The sequence below is a fragment of the Winogradskyella sp. HaHa_3_26 genome, assembly GCF_019278425.1.
Lineage (GTDB): Bacteria > Bacteroidota > Bacteroidia > Flavobacteriales > Flavobacteriaceae > Winogradskyella > Winogradskyella undariae.
This window is the reverse complement of record NZ_CP058981.1, coordinates 2,548,200-2,565,899: the sequence shown is the minus strand read 5'-3', so window position 1 is coordinate 2,565,899 and position 17,700 is coordinate 2,548,200. Positions and strand designations below refer to the sequence as shown.

At 31.0% G+C, this 17,700-nt stretch carries 17 protein-coding genes; 6 read left to right on the top strand and 11 right to left on the bottom strand.

The genetic code is table 11. From position 1 onward, the window contains the following. Positions 1 to 59: 59 nt before the first annotated feature. Positions 60 to 821, top strand: coding sequence for a hypothetical protein (locus H0I32_RS10960; protein ID WP_179313350.1), 762 nt, complete (start codon positions 60 to 62; stop codon positions 819 to 821). Between the two features lie 215 nt (positions 822 to 1,036). Then, entirely contained in the window at positions 1,037 to 1,909 is an 873-nt protein-coding gene (locus H0I32_RS10955) for a hypothetical protein (RefSeq protein WP_179313351.1), read from the top strand. Positions 1,910 to 1,924: 15 nt separating this feature from the next. On the opposite strand, the gene gldC is transcribed toward H0I32_RS10955, so the two are convergent. Then, the gene (gene gldC / locus H0I32_RS10950) at positions 1,925 to 2,260 is read right to left on the bottom strand and encodes a gliding motility protein GldC (protein ID WP_173586532.1); all 336 of its coding nucleotides are present in this window, start codon (positions 2,258 to 2,260) and stop codon (positions 1,925 to 1,927) included. Beyond that, the gene (gene gldB / locus H0I32_RS10945) at positions 2,260 to 3,219 is read right to left on the bottom strand and encodes a gliding motility lipoprotein GldB (protein ID WP_179313352.1); all 960 of its coding nucleotides are present in this window, start codon (positions 3,217 to 3,219) and stop codon (positions 2,260 to 2,262) included. Before gldB ends, gldC begins: the two co-directional genes overlap by 1 nt. An 85-nt stretch (positions 3,220 to 3,304) precedes the next feature. On the opposite strand from gldB, the gene nadE reads away from it, so the two are divergent. Beyond that, complete coding sequence (nadE, locus tag H0I32_RS10940) at positions 3,305 to 4,093, top strand: NAD(+) synthase (protein WP_179313353.1); 789 nt, start codon at positions 3,305 to 3,307, stop codon at positions 4,091 to 4,093. 120 nt (positions 4,094 to 4,213) lie between these two features. Then, entirely contained in the window at positions 4,214 to 4,843 is a 630-nt protein-coding gene (locus H0I32_RS10935) for a response regulator transcription factor (RefSeq protein WP_179313354.1), read from the top strand. A gap of 4 nt (positions 4,844 to 4,847) precedes the next feature. On the opposite strand, the gene dnaG is transcribed toward H0I32_RS10935, so the two are convergent. Next, the gene (gene dnaG, locus H0I32_RS10930) at positions 4,848 to 6,842 is read right to left on the bottom strand and encodes a DNA primase (protein ID WP_179313355.1); all 1,995 of its coding nucleotides are present in this window, start codon (positions 6,840 to 6,842) and stop codon (positions 4,848 to 4,850) included. 214 nt (positions 6,843 to 7,056) lie between these two features. On the opposite strand from dnaG, the gene H0I32_RS10925 reads away from it, so the two are divergent. After that, positions 7,057 to 7,404 carry a DMT family transporter gene (locus H0I32_RS10925; protein ID WP_179313356.1) on the top strand — a complete coding sequence of 116 codons (348 nt, stop codon included), beginning with the start codon at positions 7,057 to 7,059 and terminating at the stop codon, positions 7,402 to 7,404. A gap of 92 nt (positions 7,405 to 7,496) precedes the next feature. Here H0I32_RS10925 and H0I32_RS10920 read toward each other — a convergent pair whose 3' ends face one another. From H0I32_RS10920 to H0I32_RS10900, 5 genes are all read right to left on the bottom strand, one after another. Continuing rightward, positions 7,497 to 8,597, bottom strand: coding sequence for a hypothetical protein (locus H0I32_RS10920; RefSeq protein WP_179313357.1), 1,101 nt, complete (start codon positions 8,595 to 8,597; stop codon positions 7,497 to 7,499). Between the two features lie 69 nt (positions 8,598 to 8,666). Then, a complete protein-coding gene (locus H0I32_RS10915; RefSeq protein ID WP_179313358.1) occupies positions 8,667 to 9,440 on the bottom strand; it encodes a hypothetical protein in 774 nt (257 codons plus the stop codon). After that, positions 9,427 to 9,990 carry an RNA polymerase sigma factor gene (locus H0I32_RS10910; protein ID WP_173586524.1) on the bottom strand — a complete coding sequence of 188 codons (564 nt, stop codon included), beginning with the start codon at positions 9,988 to 9,990 and terminating at the stop codon, positions 9,427 to 9,429. The genes H0I32_RS10915 and H0I32_RS10910 overlap by 14 nt, the downstream gene beginning before the upstream one ends. Positions 9,991 to 10,108: 118 nt before the next feature. Further along, entirely contained in the window at positions 10,109 to 10,897 is a 789-nt protein-coding gene (locus H0I32_RS10905; RefSeq protein WP_173586523.1) for a hypothetical protein, read from the bottom strand. An 80-nt stretch (positions 10,898 to 10,977) separates the two neighbouring features. After that, entirely contained in the window at positions 10,978 to 11,955 is a 978-nt protein-coding gene (locus H0I32_RS10900; protein WP_179313359.1) for a polyprenyl synthetase family protein, read from the bottom strand. A 360-nt stretch (positions 11,956 to 12,315) separates the two neighbouring features. Between H0I32_RS10900 and H0I32_RS10895 the strand changes: the two genes are divergently transcribed. Next, positions 12,316 to 13,641: a T9SS type A sorting domain-containing protein gene (locus H0I32_RS10895; protein WP_179313360.1), complete on the top strand. Its 1,326-nt coding sequence runs from the start codon at positions 12,316 to 12,318 to the stop codon at positions 13,639 to 13,641. 83 nt (positions 13,642 to 13,724) lie between these two features. Here H0I32_RS10895 and rlmN read toward each other — a convergent pair whose 3' ends face one another. The 3 genes from rlmN to H0I32_RS10880 all read right to left on the bottom strand — a co-directional run bounded on the left by rlmN (position 13,725) and on the right by H0I32_RS10880 (position 17,679). Beyond that, entirely contained in the window at positions 13,725 to 14,765 is a 1,041-nt protein-coding gene (gene rlmN / locus H0I32_RS10890) for a 23S rRNA (adenine(2503)-C(2))-methyltransferase RlmN (RefSeq protein WP_173586520.1), read from the bottom strand. A gap of 401 nt (positions 14,766 to 15,166) precedes the next feature. After that, positions 15,167 to 16,216: a tRNA preQ1(34) S-adenosylmethionine ribosyltransferase-isomerase QueA gene (gene queA, locus H0I32_RS10885; protein WP_179313361.1), complete on the bottom strand. Its 1,050-nt coding sequence runs from the start codon at positions 16,214 to 16,216 to the stop codon at positions 15,167 to 15,169. Positions 16,217 to 16,449: 233 nt separating this feature from the next. Continuing rightward, positions 16,450 to 17,679 (bottom strand): 3-phosphoshikimate 1-carboxyvinyltransferase, encoded by a 1,230-nt coding sequence (locus tag H0I32_RS10880; protein WP_179313362.1) that lies wholly within the window; start codon positions 17,677 to 17,679, stop codon positions 16,450 to 16,452. Positions 17,680 to 17,700 lie beyond the last annotated feature (21 nt).

The following is a 17,700-nucleotide window of genomic DNA, read 5'->3' as shown; positions in this document are numbered from 1 at the left end:
AATAATAATGTTTTAAAACAACATTCTCTAAGAAATCTCTAATCTTAAAAGTGAATATTATGACTAAAAACATAAGCACACTACTCGTCCTACTTCTTACTTTATTAAGCCACAGTCAGAATACAATTTTAATTCAAAACAAAAATCCAAAAGCTAAAGAACTAAAACACCGTTTAAATTCTACAAAAGATAGTTTATTACTTTATTCTGAATCCAAAATCTTACAAATTGAAATATTTAACGAAGATTTTGAAAAAAAAGTTAATATTGAAGCTTTTAAAACTCTAATTTCATTAGAAGATGTTCCTATTGGTAACTTTGTTGTTGAAGTAAAACTAACCGATAAAATTATACTTATAGATTTAATAAAGAACAATAAATTTAATTATAATATTTCATCAGACATAAAAGAGACCTTAGGAGGAAAAGGTATGATGCTAGACGAAAACTTGAATATCGTTAATAGCGTTCCAAACGAAAGTATAGAATTCATACTAACTAGAGTAAACACTAAAAAACAACTTTCTAATAATCAAAAATATTTTTGGACAGAAAGTAAAATTATTAATAAAAGTGGATCTTGTAAAACTATGCGATTAGCGAATAAAGAGATCGTAGATAAAATGATTTTAAAACATCAGTTAGAAATAGAAAGCAATGCTGGAAAATCTAATAAACTGACTATTTGGGAAGTTTACAACACTAAAAAATTCATGGAAAATCAGCTTGCAAACCCAGATTTTGTCTATTCAATATCAGCCGAAATATTTAATAGTAACCCATATTATTCAACTCAAGTTAACACTCAAAATTTACAATAAAATTAATAGTATATAATCACTTGTATGTTCAAAAAAATAGCTCGTCACACGATATAACAGACATTTAAGACACATCAACAAAAAAATACGCTATACACCTATAATATAACAGCTTAGTATGTAAAAAGAGTAACTTTGAAGCAAATAACAATCACATCACTCAAAATGAAGCGATTGATGTTAAAAATTGTTTCCCAAAGACAAGAAACCTACTTATGAGACCACTATACATCATCGTATTCATGCTCTTGACCTCATTAGTTTATGGTCAAAAATCTGTACTACTTAAAAACAGAAATTTAAGAGCAAAAGAACTTAAGCATTATTTAAATGAATCTCAAGATAGTATCATTTTTAAAGGTGAACGTACTATTTATGAAATCATGATTTACAATAGTGATTTTGAACGTGTAGTAAAAGTTAAAACACCTGAGGCTAAAATTATAATTTCAGATATCCCAATTGGGAGATATGCTGTTGAAGCTGTATTAAGAGATAAGTTAATTATTGTTACTTTATTAAGAACAGAAAATTTCAATTTAATACAATCATCATATATTGTAGATAATGATAGGCCAGAAAGAAAATCGCTAGAAGATCTAAATATACCCCTTGTAAGTAAAGCTAAAACAATAGAGACTCCTAATGAAGAACTTATCAATACTTTAGTAACCAAAAAAAGTGAGTCATTAAATTCTGAAAACACATTGTATCAAACAAATTTAGGACTATCTGGAAAAAGGGTTTCACCTGCTAAAAAAGAAGTCAAAGTAAAAAGCATAACAAAAAAAGCAAGTACTACATCCAAGACTACAACATCTAAATATTGGGTGTCTTACAAAATAAATAGTGGTACAAGTTCTGAAAAGACATTAAAAATGGCTGATCAAGCAACTGTAGATCGTATAATTCGAAAAATAAAAATTGATATGCGCACTACAACAGGTCGGTTAAATGAGCTTACTGTATGGGAAGTCTTTAACCCTAGTGATTTTGCAAAGCATAAAAGAAAACATAAAAAAAACTATATGAATATAGATTCAAATAGTTTTAATAAAGTTCCCTATTTTAAAGTAGAGCATGAATAAACGCTAATAAAGTGCTTATTTTTTTAGCTCTAATTTTTCTGCAAAATAATCACAAAAATCTTTCATAGTATCTGTCATTTTTTGATCTTGAGTTGCTCTAAAAAATGAATCACTCATAGTCACCAAGGTTTGATGAAAAAAGAGTTTCATTTCATCTACAGGCATATCTTTAGTCCACAAGTCTATTTTTAAAGTTTCTTGTTCCTTACTGTCCCAAACAGATAACAATACAGCTTTAGCTTCTTTATTATCAATACCACCATCTTGAGCTGACCAATTTAATTTTTCTGGCACTCTATTCTCATCAAGTTCTACGTTTAGTACTATTTTAGATTTTATAACTTTAGACATTATTTTTTTGGTTTAAATTTAGATTTATTAAATATTTCTTCAGGCTCTAATTGCATAATTTTCAAAACATCATCACCTGTTGTACCTGCGTAAGCTTTTACAATTTGCCATCCTAGGTATTGACCTAAACGCCCTGGAGATTGATTGTCTAATTCTAGATAAAATTTAGAAAACGGAGCTTCTGCAATAAAGCGACCTGGTAATTTAGAATCCGTACTGTATAATAATTCTTTTTCAATAAAGTAACTCCAAATCTGACTTTCATTAGCTTCAGCCCACTTTATCTGCGCTTCAGTATAACCAATCTTCTCGGCATCTGTTTTAAATGGAATCATAACATCTTTAAAGTATAACAACTTTCCGTAGTATATCATTTCATCTAGCAACCTTTTTCTACTTGTCTGAAATAAGTATTTTGTTGCATAACCGTTTGCTACATCAGGAACAATTTGGTTTTCTTGCATGTTAGCAGCAATATACATGGGTATATTTTGATAAAATCTATGATCTTCACCTAAATAATTATCTAATGCAATAAGTACAAGAGAATCATTTACAAACGTTTTATCTCTGTATGCCACATCATTAGTTAGTGTAATTACTCTCGGTACAGAAAAAGATTTATCATAATATTTTAAGTGTTGAAATAAGCTTTTTAAATCTTTTTTTGAAGTATCGAAATCAGGGTATTTATCTTGTACATCATTTAATAATTCAGACTGCAAGGTATCTCCCATTTTTTCAATCCAAAAAGCATCTGGATCACTAGAAAAGAAAAATGGATAGTCTTTTTTTAACCTTGGTAAATCTTCTTGTTTTGCTTCAAAAAAGGCTTTATCAAAACGCTCAACGTTAAAATCCATCTTTACTTTTGCGATTTCTTGCTCTACTTTAGATTCTTCATCACAAGACATAAAAGTAAAGCTGATACATAAAATAACGAAAATTCTTATTTTCATTTGGTAAAACATTTTTAAACTTAACACGTTTCTGCTATTTTTGTTACGCAAAGGTACACTTCTTTGTTTTAAAAATTAAAAAATTATGAATACAGAAAAGGTTGTAGAACATATAGTAGGTTGGCTAAAAGAATATGCAAATAAAGCCAATATGAATGGATTTGTAATTGGTGTCTCTGGAGGTATAGACTCTGCCGTAACATCAACTTTATGTGCTATGACAGGACTAGATTTACTTTGTCTAGAAATGCCTATTCACCAAGCACCTAACCAGGTAAGCAGAGCTCTTAACCACATTAATTGGTTAAAAGACAATTACGAAAAAGTAAGTACAAAACAAGTTAATCTTACAACTGTATTTGATCAATTAATAGCTGAATTACCTGCTGTAGATGATGAAGAAAGTCGTTTTATGGCTTTAGCAAATACAAGAGCGAGATTAAGAATGACTTCTTTATATTATTTTGCTGCTTTAGAAAAATACCTGGTTGCAGGCACAGGAAATAAAGTTGAAGATTTTGGCGTTGGCTTCTATACTAAATATGGTGATGGCGGGGTAGATCTTAGCCCTATTGCAGACTTACTAAAAAGTGAAGTTTACGAAATAGCCAAATATTTAGGGGTTAATGAAGAAATAATAGTAGCAGCACCAACAGATGGTTTATGGGGAGACGACAGAACTGATGAAGATCAAATTGGAGCTTCATACCCAGAATTAGAATGGGCAATGCAAATGAAGGAAGAAGGAAAAAATGAAACGGACTTTGAAGGAAGACAACGTACTGTTTTTGAGATTTTCAAAAACTATAATACAGCAAATAAACATAAAATGGTTGCTATACCCGTTTGCGAAATCCCTAATAATTTGAAATAAATTTTTAAATTACATAAATAAAAGGTTAATTTTATTCGATTTTTTCACTATTTTTATACTTATCCCCTAGGTTGTATTTAGTTTACAAACTCTAAGCATTAAAAATAAAATACAATTACCATGATAAACATTTTGATCGTTGATAGCCACCCCATTGTCAGAACAGGATTAGAGCTTTTTTTAAACAATAAACCCGACTTAAAAGTTATCGGCAGTTTAACTAGTGGAATTGAAATATTTGAATTTGTACGTCGTAATAATGTCGATATTATAATATCTGAAATCGATTTACCAGAGCTTAATGGGATTACAGCACTTAGAGCTATTAAAAAAGAAAACAAAGCTGTAAAAGTTTTAATGTTTAGTCATCAACCCGAAGAAATATATGCCATAAGCACTATAAAAGCAGGCGCTTCGGGTTACTTAAACAAAGGTGTAGATATCGAGGAGATAGAAGCTGCTATTAGAAAAATTAATACTGGTGAAATTTCACTTAGCGAAAAAATGGATAAACATTTTCGTTATGAAGATACTAGAAAAAGCAGAAGCCGTATGTTTAAAAAACTTTCTACTAGAGAAGTCGAAGTTTTAAAACTACTTTCTATTGGTCGTAAAAATAAAGAAATAGCTGAAGAATTAGATATTAATGAAAAAACAGTCAGCACGTACAAATCTAGATTGTTTAAGAAATTAAATGTAACAAATATTGTAGATTTAATTCACCAAGCTAAGCACCACAACCTTACATAACTCACTAACTCACAACCTTACCTAGTTTTCTAGATAATAACATTTTAAGACCAACATAATCTTTTACATCCTCTATTATAGAACGTGTATCTGCATTTTCTTTTAAGGTTTCATTTTTATATTCAATAACCTTTTTGTCAATTAAATGACATCTTAAACTTAATATGGTCTGACTCACTAATAGAGCAACAGAGTCTTTTTTCTCTTTTGGGATAATTAAATTCCGCTCCCAATCATGAAGATTATAACGTTCATCTTCCATTAAAATACTTGTAACGGTACCTGCCGTTTCTTGATCTAATTGATTGATGAAATTCTTTGTAGAAAAATTTTCATCTTGATTTAATTTATCAATAAGAGAATAATAAAGTGTTTTAAACTGTGGATTAGAAAAATGCATTTCGTCTTCTTGTAAGTCTAAATATATTTTTTCGAACACGCGAGTTTCTTGCTTCATGGGTTTAGAAACTAAATCTCCTGTAGCTTCATCAACTTCTAAAACAACATCCTCAAACTCTTCAGTTTTATCACCATAAAGCATTAATATTTCAATAATCTTTCGTTCTAATTCATATTGAACATCGATTTTTGGCTTACTACTAGGAGGCTCTTCATTTCTATAAACTTCAAATGGTGGTTCATTTGGATCAGAAGAAGTAGGTGGCGCATAAGACTTGGGTTTACTATTACTCTGAGCTCCTTTATTATTAATTTGTGCTAAAGTTGTAAAAAGAACATTCTCGCTTATATCCATAATACGCGCACATTCTTGAATATAAATTTCGCGTTTTATCTGATCTGGAATTTTAGCAATACTATTTACAATCTCTCGGATTGTTTCTGCTTTTTTAATTGGATCATTATTTGCTTCTTTTACTAATAATGAAGCTTTAAACTGAATAAAATCTTTAGCATTATCATTAAGATATTCCTTTAGTTCTTCTAGAGTATTAGATTTTGAAAAACTATCTGGATCTTCACCATCAGGAAAAGTACAAATCTTAACATTGACACCTTGTTCTAGAATTAAATCGATACCACGAATAGAAGCTCTAATACCCGCTGCATCACCATCAAAAAGAACCGTAATATTATTAGTCAGTCTATTAATTAAACGTATTTGATCTGGAGATAAAGCGGTACCAGAAGAAGATACAACATTTGTAATTCCGGTTTGACAAAGCTGAATAACATCTGTATAACCTTCAACCAAATAACAATTATCTTCTTTAGCTATCGTCTGTTTTGCATGATACAAACCATACAAAATCTTACTTTTATGATAGATTTCACTTTCTGGTGAATTTAGATATTTAGCGGCTTTCTTATCGTTGGTTAAAATACGTCCACCAAACCCAAGAACACGACCACTCATACTATGAATAGGAAACATAACACGGCCTTTAAAACGATCAAAACGCTTTTCGCCTTTTACAATTGTTAAACCTGTTTGTTCTAAAAAATTAATTTTATAACCTTTACCTAAAGCATCGTCTGTAAAACCTTGCCATTCATCTAAAGAATACCCAAGATCAAATTTCTTAATGGTTTCTTCTGTAAATCCACGCTCTTTAAAATAACTTAAACCAATGGCTTTACCTGGATTTGTTTTATGCAGTACATTTTGAAAATAGCTACTCGCATATTCACTCACTAAATATAAACTCTCTCTATTGTCTGCCTGTGCTTTTTCTTCGTCTGTACGTTCTGTTTCTTCTATTTCAATGTTGTACTTTTTAGCTAAATACTTTATCGCTTCGGGATAAGTAAAATGCTCATGCTCCATTAAAAATGTTACAGCATTACCTCCTTTTCCACTTGAAAAATCTTTCCAAATCTGCTTAACAGGAGACACCACAAAACTCGGTGAACGCTCTTCACTAAAAGGGCTTAAACCTTTGTAATTAGTACCCGCTTTTTTAAGCTGTACAAAATCGCCAATAACCTCTTCTACTCGAGCGGTTTCAAAAACTTTTGCAATGGAATTTTGTGAGATCATGCTTTAGATTATTCTTGTAAAAACAGAAATATTTTATATTAAAGATTATAGAGTTTCGAAGATTCTTGATGAAATAAGAATAACAAGTTGACAAATTTAAGACAAAGTAAGTATATTAAAAATTATAGTTTGATTAAACTTGATTTTCTCATTTAAAAGAATGAAATTGGTTGGATTACACCTTAGGTTGATGCCTTAAAAGTTTTAGTATTACATGAATTGGATTTTATTAATTATTGCTGGATTATTTGAAGTTGCTTTCGCGGCTTGCCTTGGAAAGGCTAAAGAAACTACAGGAATAGAAACAATCTATTGGTATATTGGTTTCCTTGCCTGCTTAACCATGAGCATGCTATTACTTGTTAAAGCTACAGAGGAATTACCCATTGGCACTTCTTATGCTGTTTGGACAGGGATTGGTGCTGTTTGGACAGGGATTGGTGCTGTAGGAACTGTAATTGTTGGTATTTTTATTTTTAAAGAACCCGCTACATTTTGGCGCTTGTTTTTTATTTCAACATTAATCATTTCAATAGTAGGCTTAAAAGTGGTCTCTCATTAATACAAAATAAAAAAACCTTAATCTAAAATAGACTAAGGCTTTTTAACACTCAAAAATTGATTGATTGATTGATTGATTGATTGATTGATTATTTAATCCATATCGAAACGCAATCCGACAGAAATATTGTTTTGATCTACAAGTTGGTCTTTAAACAAAGGGTTAAGATCGTATTTAACGTATAATGCAACATCTCCTAAAGAAACATAACCACTTAGACCGTAAACAAACTCACTTACTTCAAACTCATCTCTTTGCTTGTCTTTCTCTCTATCTCCGTCCAGTTTATACTTTATTTTTTGCATGTTACCTAAGTTAACACCTGCATATCCACCTAATCCTATTTTAAATTTCTTGTGAGTAGAATATCTAAAATAGTCATCTTTTTCTATCTTTTCAGAAGGACCAAATTCTAGATGCATAGGAAACACCAAATTAGTAGTTCTAAATTTCACTTTATTAACATCTGAAGGAAATTCCTGTAATGAAATAGCACCATCAGTATTTACTAAATATTGATTGTTTTTAATATTTAATTTATTCCATTGAAAAGAGAAACCGTATTTTAGTCTCCAAAAATTAGTATTGTCGAAGATTCTTGTTTTCCAAGCATACCCTAATTCTATAAAACCAGAACCTCCTATTTTATAAGGTGAATCGTCTATCTGTTCTCCTTCAATTAAAGCGTTATTAAACCCAAAAGCAAAAACGATATCTGTAGATGTACGTCTGTCGTATTTTCTTTTTTTATCGCCAGATGGTTTTCCTAAATAAATAAAACTATCACTAACCTCTTCATTCCCTCCAATGCTGAGCGTAAATCCCGTATCAGAATCATCTATTACTATATTAGAATTATAACCGTTACGCTGTAATAACGCTATTTTTTTATCTAAGATATCTTTACGGTTCTCTATATTTAATACTGCTGTTTTAGCCGCTTCTTTTTTTAATGCTTCTGCTTCTTCAGCTGTGATCTCTTTATTGTCTAATTGAGAATTTATTTTTGAAATTTTTGATTTTAAAAGACCTCTTTCTTCACTTTCAATTTCTGTCTTGCTCTTTTCTAAAAGGATAATTTTAGAATCTACCTCAACCTTTCTAATAGAATCTAATGCTTTTGTTTGTGCTTGTAAACTTGATAAAATCGTAGTTAATACCAAGCAGACTACTAATCTTGTAATTGTGTTCATAATTGTTCGTTTTTTGATTGATGATTATTGATGATTTAATTTTAGATCCCTTTTTTTTAAAGTAAATTTTTAGTTATTACGATCTACAACTGCAGTTTTTACAGTATCATAACTATCCTTTAAAGCTTCAAAAACCTTAGTTCTAAAGGATTGTCCCATTTCGTCTTCTACACTTTCTAACAACTTTGTTGCATCTACAGTTTGAAATGTATCGTTTTCTAAATTTTCTTTAAAAATTTCTTTACTGGCAATATTTAATAAAGAATCTATTTCGTTATCCGCAACTGTTGTATGCTCTATTTTTAGAGTTTTTATTGCATCTGCAACTGCCAATTTTAATTGTGCTTCTCTTAAAAGTTCTTCTGCTTCATTATAAGCTAGCTCATCTTGAGTTAGAGAATCGTTATTTACAGTTGCTAATTCTGTTTTATTATCGTCGAAGGTTTTCTTAGTTACTTTTTTATAATCAATAATTTGTGACTCTTTTTTTGTTGGTAAAAGCTTGTTTTCTTTCTCTACTTCATTTTCTTTTTCAACAAACTGAATAGTTTCTTTAGGTTTAGAATCTGATTTCTGATTCTCAATAGTCTCTTTAATTAAACCATCTTCAACTACAATAGGTGCAATGTGGTTTGAATCTTCATTATTAAAAAACTGTACAGAAACAGCAACCATAACAAGTAAACCTGCAGCTATACTTAACCACCAAAACACTGATTTTTTAAACTTATTTTCTTCTGCATCTAAACGATCAGATAATTTAGACCAAGCTTCAGCAGAAGGACTCAATGTGCGTTCTTCGAGCTTACTTTTTATATTTTCTTCAAACTTAATTGGTGCCATAACTACTGTTATTTAATTCTTTTAACTTTTTTTGAAGCATTTGTCTTGCTTTAAATAATTGCGATTTAGAAGTTCCTTCAGAAATCTTTAAAAGCTCTGCAATTTCTTGATGTTTATATCCTTCTATTGCATACATTACAAAAACCATTCGATAACCTTCTGGCAAACTATCTATGAGTTGTTGTATTTCGGCAACTTCAATATTTGTATTAATGTTATTAGATGAATCTCTATCTAAATATTCGTCTTCAACAGAAAACTCAATCTTCTTCTGTTGTCTTAAATATGAAATAGATTCTCTAACCATTATACGTCTTACCCAACCTTCAAAACTTCCTTCACTTTTAAATGATTTTAAGTTTTTAAAAACTTTAAAAAAGCCATTCAGCATCACTTCTTCTGCCTGATGTACATCTTTAATATAATAACGACAAACACTTAACATTTTTGGCGCATGCAATTCATACAACACATGCTGTGCTTCGCGATTATTCTTCGCTGCTCTTTGTATAAGTTTCGTTTCGTTTTTATGAAGTTGAATAACTTTCATTATAATCTTTACGGTTACGCTTCTATTTATAAAGACGCAATTATAGAAGTAATGGTTGCTTGATAAGTGCAAAAAAAAATAAAATAAACAATAAAACACTGATTATCAGATGTAAATATTATTTTTTATTTTCCCAATCACCTGTCCATTTCCCAGGACTAACTTGTTTCATTTTAGGTTCTCCTTTTAAAAACATCATTTTAAGATAACCAAATGTTGCCAGTGTAAGCATAAACACAAAGAAGATTAACAACAGGGTTACCCAAAACGGAACTGTGTTACCAAAGAAGATTCCATAAATCAGTAATAGATTAAAACCAATCATTAAAAATGGAACAAAAAAATAAAAACCTATTTTAGAAACTAAGGCCGTATAAGCTTTCATATCTCTATTAAATGCATACATAATGATCCCTACAAATAGGAATGAAAAAATAAAACAGAAGATAAATGCTCCTACTAATTTTATTGCTAAAGTAAAGCCAAGAACTATTACCTTATCTGTTTCTGCATTATAATTAACCTTATAACTATCGCCTACATCCATACTAGAAGTAGAAAAATCTAACTCTCGCACAATAATTCTATTATCCTTAGTTATAAACCTAACTGTTGGCGTGTACATTATATATGAACTACCATCATCTGAATCGTGGTGTACTTCTGAAGTAAAACTTATTACAGTTGAAGTATAATTTTCGCCAGAAGTTATTACCGAGTATATATCATGACTGGCGCTATACATAAAAAACATTGAACCTATAGCCATACTATTAATACAGACTATCAATAGAGCTACATAACCATACGTCATGCAACCGCTTTTCCCCATTCTTTTTATAATAAAATATGTGAGTACTAAGGATACCGCAAGACCAAATAATAAATAAATAGAATTAGCATTCATGCAGTTCATTTTTTTAACAGCCCTAACTCTAAGTACAAGTTTGAGCTATGTAGGTTATTTAAAGACTTAGGAACAAAGAATTATTTTTTTCTATCAATCACATAATCTACCATAAGATTAAGTGACGCTTTATATTCTGATTCTGGGTAAGGCTCTAAAATGGCTAATGCTTCTTCTTGAAAAGCTTTCATTTTAGAAACCGCATATTCTAATCCTCCTTTAGACTTTACGAAAGTAATGACCTCTTTTACGCGTTTCTTATCCATGTTATGGTTTTTAACAGAATTAATTAACCAAGACTTTTCTTTTTTTGAACAGTTATTAAGGACATAAATAAGAGGTAAAGTCATTTTTTGTTCCTTTATATCTATACCTGTTGGTTTTCCGATAGCGTCATCTCCATAGTCAAACAAGTCATCCTTAATTTGAAATGCCATACCAATCAATTCCCCAAACTTTCTCATGGTTTCAACCTCGGGTGAGTTTGGTTTTACAGAAGCAGCACCCAAACTACAGCAAGCCGCTATTAAAGTTGCTGTTTTTTGGCGAATAATTTCGTAATATATATCTTCTGTAATATCTAATTGCCTTGCTTTTTCAATTTGAAGTAATTCGCCTTCACTCATTTCGCGCACGGCAACAGAGATAATTTTTAATAAATCGAAATCATTATTATCTATAGAAAGCAATAAACCTTTTGATAATAAAAAATCACCGATAAGAACCGCTATTTTATTTTTCCAAAGTGCATTAATTGAAAAGAAACCACGTCTTCGGTTACTGTCATCAACCACATCATCATGAACCAAAGTTGCTGTATGAATAAGTTCAATAACCGAAGCTCCTCTATAAGTACGCTCGCACACTTCACCATTATTCATCATTTTAGCTACTAAAAACACAAACATTGGTCGCATTTGCTTTCCTTTTCGGTTTACGATATAATGTGTAATACGATTTAGTAACGCCACTTTACTAGCCATAGAAAGTTGAAACTTTTGTTCAAAAAGATCCATCTCGTAGGCTATGGGTTGTTTTATTTGTTCGGTTATTTTCATCTATGACTATATACACTCTTCATTTGCAATATTACAAATAATCATTTTTGTTTATTACTAATAAAAAAAATAATACAATTATAGTCTTAAATTCAAAAAAAATGTAACAAGCAAGAATTAAAACAAAAAAATCTAAATCTACGAAACCTTTTAATTCAGAAATTATATTGATTTTATATCAGTAGAAGTTCAGCTACAAAAAACTCAGCTTTCCTATAAGTTAAAAATACGCTTACAAACACAACAAATCTTTATAAGATAGTTGTTCTTATTGTTAAAAAACGAATAATTTAATTTTAACATTTTTCTTCAAACTAATATTTGTAGCTTTATGGCTTACTAATTTAAAAATCAAAATACATGAAAAAAATTACTTTATTGGTATTAGCTTTAATAGCTTTTCAATTTAATTATGCTCAAGATACTTGTGAAACAGCTGTAGCTGTGAGCGCAGGTACGACAACTGTAGGAACTTTAAACGGGACTACCCCTGACGGTTCTTGTTTTACAGGTCTAGCAACTGTTGGTGAATGGTACAGCTATACACCCACTGCTAATTATGCAGTAACAATATCTTCAAATTTAACTGTAAATGACGGTGTTACGAATAGTAATGATACTAGACTTAGTATTTTTACAGGTAGCTGTGCAGCATTAACATGTTATGCAAGTGCAGATGATGTAGATACTACAAACTATCTTTCTGAAGTATCATTTTTCGCTGAAAGCGGTCAAACTTACTATATCTTATGGGATGACTTTTGGAGTGCTCAAGGCTTTGATTTTGAATTAACAGAAACTGCATGTACAGCTACAGCTGCTCCAAATGCCGTAACATCTCCTACTCCTGCAGATACTGCAACGGATGTTGCTATTGAACTTGGTGATGGTGTTGCTTTTTCTTGGATAGAAGACACTACCGGAGATGCAGCCGATAGCTTTACTATAAGTATTGGTTTAACAGCTACTGGTGACGACATAGGGTCTTTAGCAGATGTTACTAACGGTGGTATTATTACTTTTGGTGCTACCAGTAATACAACCTATTATTGGAAAATTGATGCCGTAAACTGTTTTGGATCTACATCTAGTGCTGTTTGGAGTTTTACCACGGCAGAATGTTTAGAAACAACAGTACCAACTTCAACTGCAACCTCACCAATACCTGCTGATGGAGCTACAGCTGTTGCAGTACAATCACCTGATGGTGGTTTAGCTTTTGCCTGGACAGCACCAGACTTAGATGGTGAATCTTATAATTTAAATATAGGAACAGCGAATCCTCCGACACAAACACTAGAAGGTGTTGAGAGCAATGGAATAATTACTGGTTTAGCTGCAAGCACTACCTACTATTGGAGTATTGATGTTGTTAACTGTTTTGGAGCAACAACAACTACAACAGTATGGAGTTTTACTACTGATTCAACATTAGGTATAGAAGATAATTCTTTTACTGCTTTTAGTGTTTACCCTAACCCAACTAGTGATATCTTAAACATTAAATCAACTCAAGATGTTGATAGTGTTACAGTATATAACTTGTTAGGTCAAAATGTAGCTAGTTTCACTAAAAATGAAATTACAAACTCTTCTATTAACTTATCTGAGTTATCTGAAGGCCTTTATTTAGTAAGAGTTACTTCTGGTGATAAAACAGAAACTCTTAGAGTTACAAAAAAATAATATTCATTAAATATTATATACAAGAAAAGCGGCAATTGCCGCTTTTTTTTATGTCTTAAAACTTAAATACATTTTCTAAATACCTAACTTTTATTAGCCAACTGTCCACAAGCCGCATCAATATCTTTACCTCTACTGCGTCTAACAGTAACCGTAATATTATTAGCTTCTAAAATACTAACATACATATCTATTGCTTGAGATTGCGCTTGCTGAAATTCGCCATCATCAATAGGGTTGTATTCTATAATATTCACTTTACTGGGTGCAAATTTGCAAAACTCAACTAAAGCCTCTGCATCTTTACGTTTATCATTAATACCATCCCACACCACATATTCGTAGGTAATTCTGTTACTAGTCGCTGCATACCAATATTGTAAAGCTTCTCTTAAATCACTTAAAGGAAATGTAGCATTAAAAGGCATAATAGACGTACGAATCTCATCTATAGCAGAGTGTAATGAAACCGCTAATTTAAATTTTACGTTATCATCTGCCATCTTCTTAATCATTTTTGGCACTCCAGAGGTTGATACCACAATACGTTTTGGTGACATTCCTAAACCTTCTGGTGATGTAATTTTATCGATAGCTTTGAGTACATTGTTATAGTTCATTAAAGGCTCTCCCATACCCATAAACACAATATTACTTAAAGGTCTATTATGGTATAATCTACTTTCATTATCTATAGCAACAACTTGATCGTATATTTCATCTGGATTTAGATTTCGCATACGTTTTAATCGCGATGTGGCACAAAAACGACAATCTAAACTACAACCGACTTGAGACGACACGCAAGCCGTGGTTCTTGTATTCGTTGGAATAAGAACAGACTCTACAATTAAATCATCATGAAGCCTTACAGCGTTCTTTATAGTACCATCAGAGCTACGTTGCATCTGATCTACTTTAATATGATTAATTACAAAGTTAGCCTCTAACATTTGTCTTGTTTCTAGAGATACGTTTGTCATATCTTCAAAACTATAGGCCGCCTTTTGCCACAACCATTCGTAAACCTGATTTCCTCTAAAGGCTTTATCTCCTTGTTTTACAAAGAATTCTCTCAGCTGTTCTTTAGTTAAGGCTCGTATGTCTTTCTTTTTTGCTTCCATCTTTTGCAAAAGTAGTGAATTGTATTGTGATACTTAAATTGAAAATTATTTTACACACGAATTGAAGTAATCCTCACTCATATAGCTGTTCAAAATTTTAAATTATGCAATTACGCAAAGATACGCTGAGTTTACGCAGAGGAAAAGCAAATATAGATTTTACCAATACAATCTATTCAAATTGGTCGTTAAGAGTTAGATTAACATTCTCGTCATTAATATAACTTAAAAATCGCGTTAAGGATGGCAGTGGAAAGCCCACAGTAATTTTGATTTTTTATCAAAATTGCGAGGACTTGTAACGGACAGCCTGACCCTAACTTTTTTTGTTAGGGTAACGCCCAAAAAGTCATAAAAAAAGCCTCAATGAAGAGGCTTTAAATTATATGTTGAAATCTTAATTAGATGATTAACATCGCATCACCATAAGAATAGAATTTATATTTTTCTTTAACTGCTTCTTCGTAAGCTTTCTTCATAAAATCATGACCTGCAAATGCTGATGTCATCATTAATAAAGTAGATTTTGGTGTATGAAAATTTGTAATCATACAATTTGCAATACTAAAATCGTAAGGAGGGAAAATAAATTTATTTGTCCAACCTTCAAATTCATTTAATCTACCATTAGAAGACACAGAACTTTCAATTGTACGCATAGATGTTGTACCTACAGCACACACACGCTTTTTCTTATTAATGGCATCATTAACAATATCTGCAGATTCTTTTTTAATGTTAATTTCTTCACTATCCATTTTGTGCTTAGATAAATCTTCAACCTCAACAGGGTTAAATGTACCTAAACCAACATGTAAAGTTACGGGAGCTGTTTTTACTCCTTTAATTTCTAAACGCTTTAATAAATGCTTAGAGAAGTGCATTCCTGCAGTTGGTGCGGCTACAGCTCCTTCGTTTTTAGCATATATAGTTTGGTAACGCTCTTCATCTTCTGGCTCAACCTCTCTATTAATGTATTTAGGTAAAGGTGTTTCACCTAATTCTGTTAATTTTGTTCTGAAATCTTCATAAGATCCATCATACAAGAAACGTAAAGTTCTACCCCTAGAGGTTGTGTTATCAATAACCTCAGCAACTAATGTTTCGTCATCACCAAAATATAATTTATTTCCGATTCTTATTTTACGAGCCGGATCTACTAAAACATCCCAAAGGCGTTGTTCTTGATTTAATTCACGTAATAAAAATACTTCAATACGTGCTCCTGTTTTTTCTTTGTTACCAAATAAGCGTGCAGGAAACACTTTTGTATCGTTCATGATCATCACATCACCTTCATCAAAATAATCGATAATATCTTTAAATTGCTTATGCTCAATAGTCTGCTCAGCTCTATTTAATACCATCAATCTTGCTTCATCTCTATGTTCTGCAGGATGTTCTGCTAATAATTCGTCTGGAAGTTCAAAATTAAAATGTGATAATTTCATGTATGAGTTTTAGTTAATTATGTGAATAATGTGAAACTATTTTCTAGCCGCTTACTTAAAGTTAGTTTGCATGCTCTAAATGTCTCAGTCCTTTATTTTTATTCGAATTGCAAATATACAATCTCAACATAGGCCTTGTCAAGTAAATGAAGGTTTATTTTACTACAATCGTCTATAATACTATACATTTAGATGAATAATGCAAACTTAAAATGATAAAATATAATTCTATTCTATTTTGAAATATTAAAACCTATAGATTTAAAATCTTCCCAAAATTGAGGATAAGATTTACTTACTACATCTGCATCTTCAATAGTAATAGGTACTTTTAAGCCTAAAGGGGCAAAAGCCATTGCCATTCTGTGATCGTTGTACGTTGGTATTTTAATATGACTATTTATAGAATTTGAAGCTTTTAAATGTAAAGATTTATCAGTTATTATAACTTCAGCTCCTAACTTTTCTAATTCAGTTTTAAGAGCAACTAAACGATCAGTTTCTTTAATTTTAAGGGTATGTAACCCTATCATATTACATTCTAGACCTAAACCAAAGGCAGAAACAGCTATGGTTTGCGCTATATCTGGCGCATTTTTTAAATCGAGATCAATTATAGTTGTCGAATTGACTTTATCTGTTTTTTGAAGTGTTATTGCTTTGTCTTTAAATAATGTTGAAACACCAAAGCTTTTATAAATCTCCGCTAAAACAGAATCTCCTTGTAAGCTTTTTTGCTTATAAGATGCAATAGTAATCTCTGTACCAACTTCACTTAATGCAATAACGCTATAGAAATAAGAAGCAGAAGACCAATCAGACTCAACAGTTAAAATTTGTGGTATTAATACTGAAACACTTGGCTTAACGGTAATGGTTTGATCTATAAAACTCGTTTCTATCCCAATACTATTTAAAAGACTTAAAGTCATATTAATATAGGGAACTGATGTTATTTTACCTTCTAATGTTAATTCTAAACCATTTTCTAATTTTGAAGCAATTAGCATTAATGCAGAAATATACTGACTACTTACGTTAGCTTCTAAAGTCACTTTATTTTTAGTAAGCTCTTTGCCTTTAATTTTTAAAGGAGGAACACCTTCATTTTCTAAATATGTGATATCAGCACCTAAAGCAATTAAAGCATCAACCAATATTTTAATTGGTCGCTCTTTCATTCTTTGAGAACCGGTAATAATTGTTTCTCTCCCTTTTTGAATTGAAAAATAGGCTGTTAAAAAACGCATTGCCGTACCCGCATGATGGATATCAATTAACTCGTCTTCTGACCTCAAAGCTTTTTGCATAACTTCTGAATCATCTGAGTTAGATAAATTATCGATACTAATTTGAGGATACAACGCCTGTATTAATAACAAGCGGTTAGACTCGCTTTTAGATCCTGTAATTTGAACGGTTTGATGATTCTTAAGCTTTGATTTTTGGATATTGATCTCCATATAGAATTTATAAAATAAAAT

What these genes read in the sequence shown, in the direction of transcription:
- H0I32_RS10960 (WP_179313350.1), top strand. Translation starts at nt 60, where the DNA reads ATGACTAAAAACATAAGCACACTACTCGTCCTACTTCTTACTTTATTA.
- H0I32_RS10955 (WP_179313351.1), top strand. Translation starts at nt 1,037, where the DNA reads ATGAGACCACTATACATCATCGTATTCATGCTCTTGACCTCATTAGTT.
- gldC (WP_173586532.1), bottom strand. Translation starts at nt 2,260, where the DNA reads ATGTCTAAAGTTATAAAATCTAAAATAGTACTAAACGTAGAACTTGAT.
- gldB (WP_179313352.1), bottom strand. Translation starts at nt 3,219, where the DNA reads ATGAAAATAAGAATTTTCGTTATTTTATGTATCAGCTTTACTTTTATG.
- nadE (WP_179313353.1), top strand. Translation starts at nt 3,305, where the DNA reads ATGAATACAGAAAAGGTTGTAGAACATATAGTAGGTTGGCTAAAAGAA.
- H0I32_RS10935 (WP_179313354.1), top strand. Translation starts at nt 4,214, where the DNA reads ATGATAAACATTTTGATCGTTGATAGCCACCCCATTGTCAGAACAGGA.
- dnaG (WP_179313355.1), bottom strand. Translation starts at nt 6,842, where the DNA reads ATGATCTCACAAAATTCCATTGCAAAAGTTTTTGAAACCGCTCGAGTA.
- H0I32_RS10925 (WP_179313356.1), top strand. Translation starts at nt 7,057, where the DNA reads ATGAATTGGATTTTATTAATTATTGCTGGATTATTTGAAGTTGCTTTC.
- H0I32_RS10920 (WP_179313357.1), bottom strand. Translation starts at nt 8,597, where the DNA reads ATGAACACAATTACAAGATTAGTAGTCTGCTTGGTATTAACTACGATT.
- H0I32_RS10915 (WP_179313358.1), bottom strand. Translation starts at nt 9,440, where the DNA reads ATGGCACCAATTAAGTTTGAAGAAAATATAAAAAGTAAGCTCGAAGAA.
- H0I32_RS10910 (WP_173586524.1), bottom strand. Translation starts at nt 9,990, where the DNA reads ATGAAAGTTATTCAACTTCATAAAAACGAAACGAAACTTATACAAAGA.
- H0I32_RS10905 (WP_173586523.1), bottom strand. Translation starts at nt 10,897, where the DNA reads ATGAATGCTAATTCTATTTATTTATTATTTGGTCTTGCGGTATCCTTA.
- H0I32_RS10900 (WP_179313359.1), bottom strand. Translation starts at nt 11,955, where the DNA reads ATGAAAATAACCGAACAAATAAAACAACCCATAGCCTACGAGATGGAT.
- H0I32_RS10895 (WP_179313360.1), top strand. Translation starts at nt 12,316, where the DNA reads ATGAAAAAAATTACTTTATTGGTATTAGCTTTAATAGCTTTTCAATTT.
- rlmN (WP_173586520.1), bottom strand. Translation starts at nt 14,765, where the DNA reads ATGGAAGCAAAAAAGAAAGACATACGAGCCTTAACTAAAGAACAGCTG.
- queA (WP_179313361.1), bottom strand. Translation starts at nt 16,216, where the DNA reads ATGAAATTATCACATTTTAATTTTGAACTTCCAGACGAATTATTAGCA.
- H0I32_RS10880 (WP_179313362.1), bottom strand. Translation starts at nt 17,679, where the DNA reads ATGGAGATCAATATCCAAAAATCAAAGCTTAAGAATCATCAAACCGTT.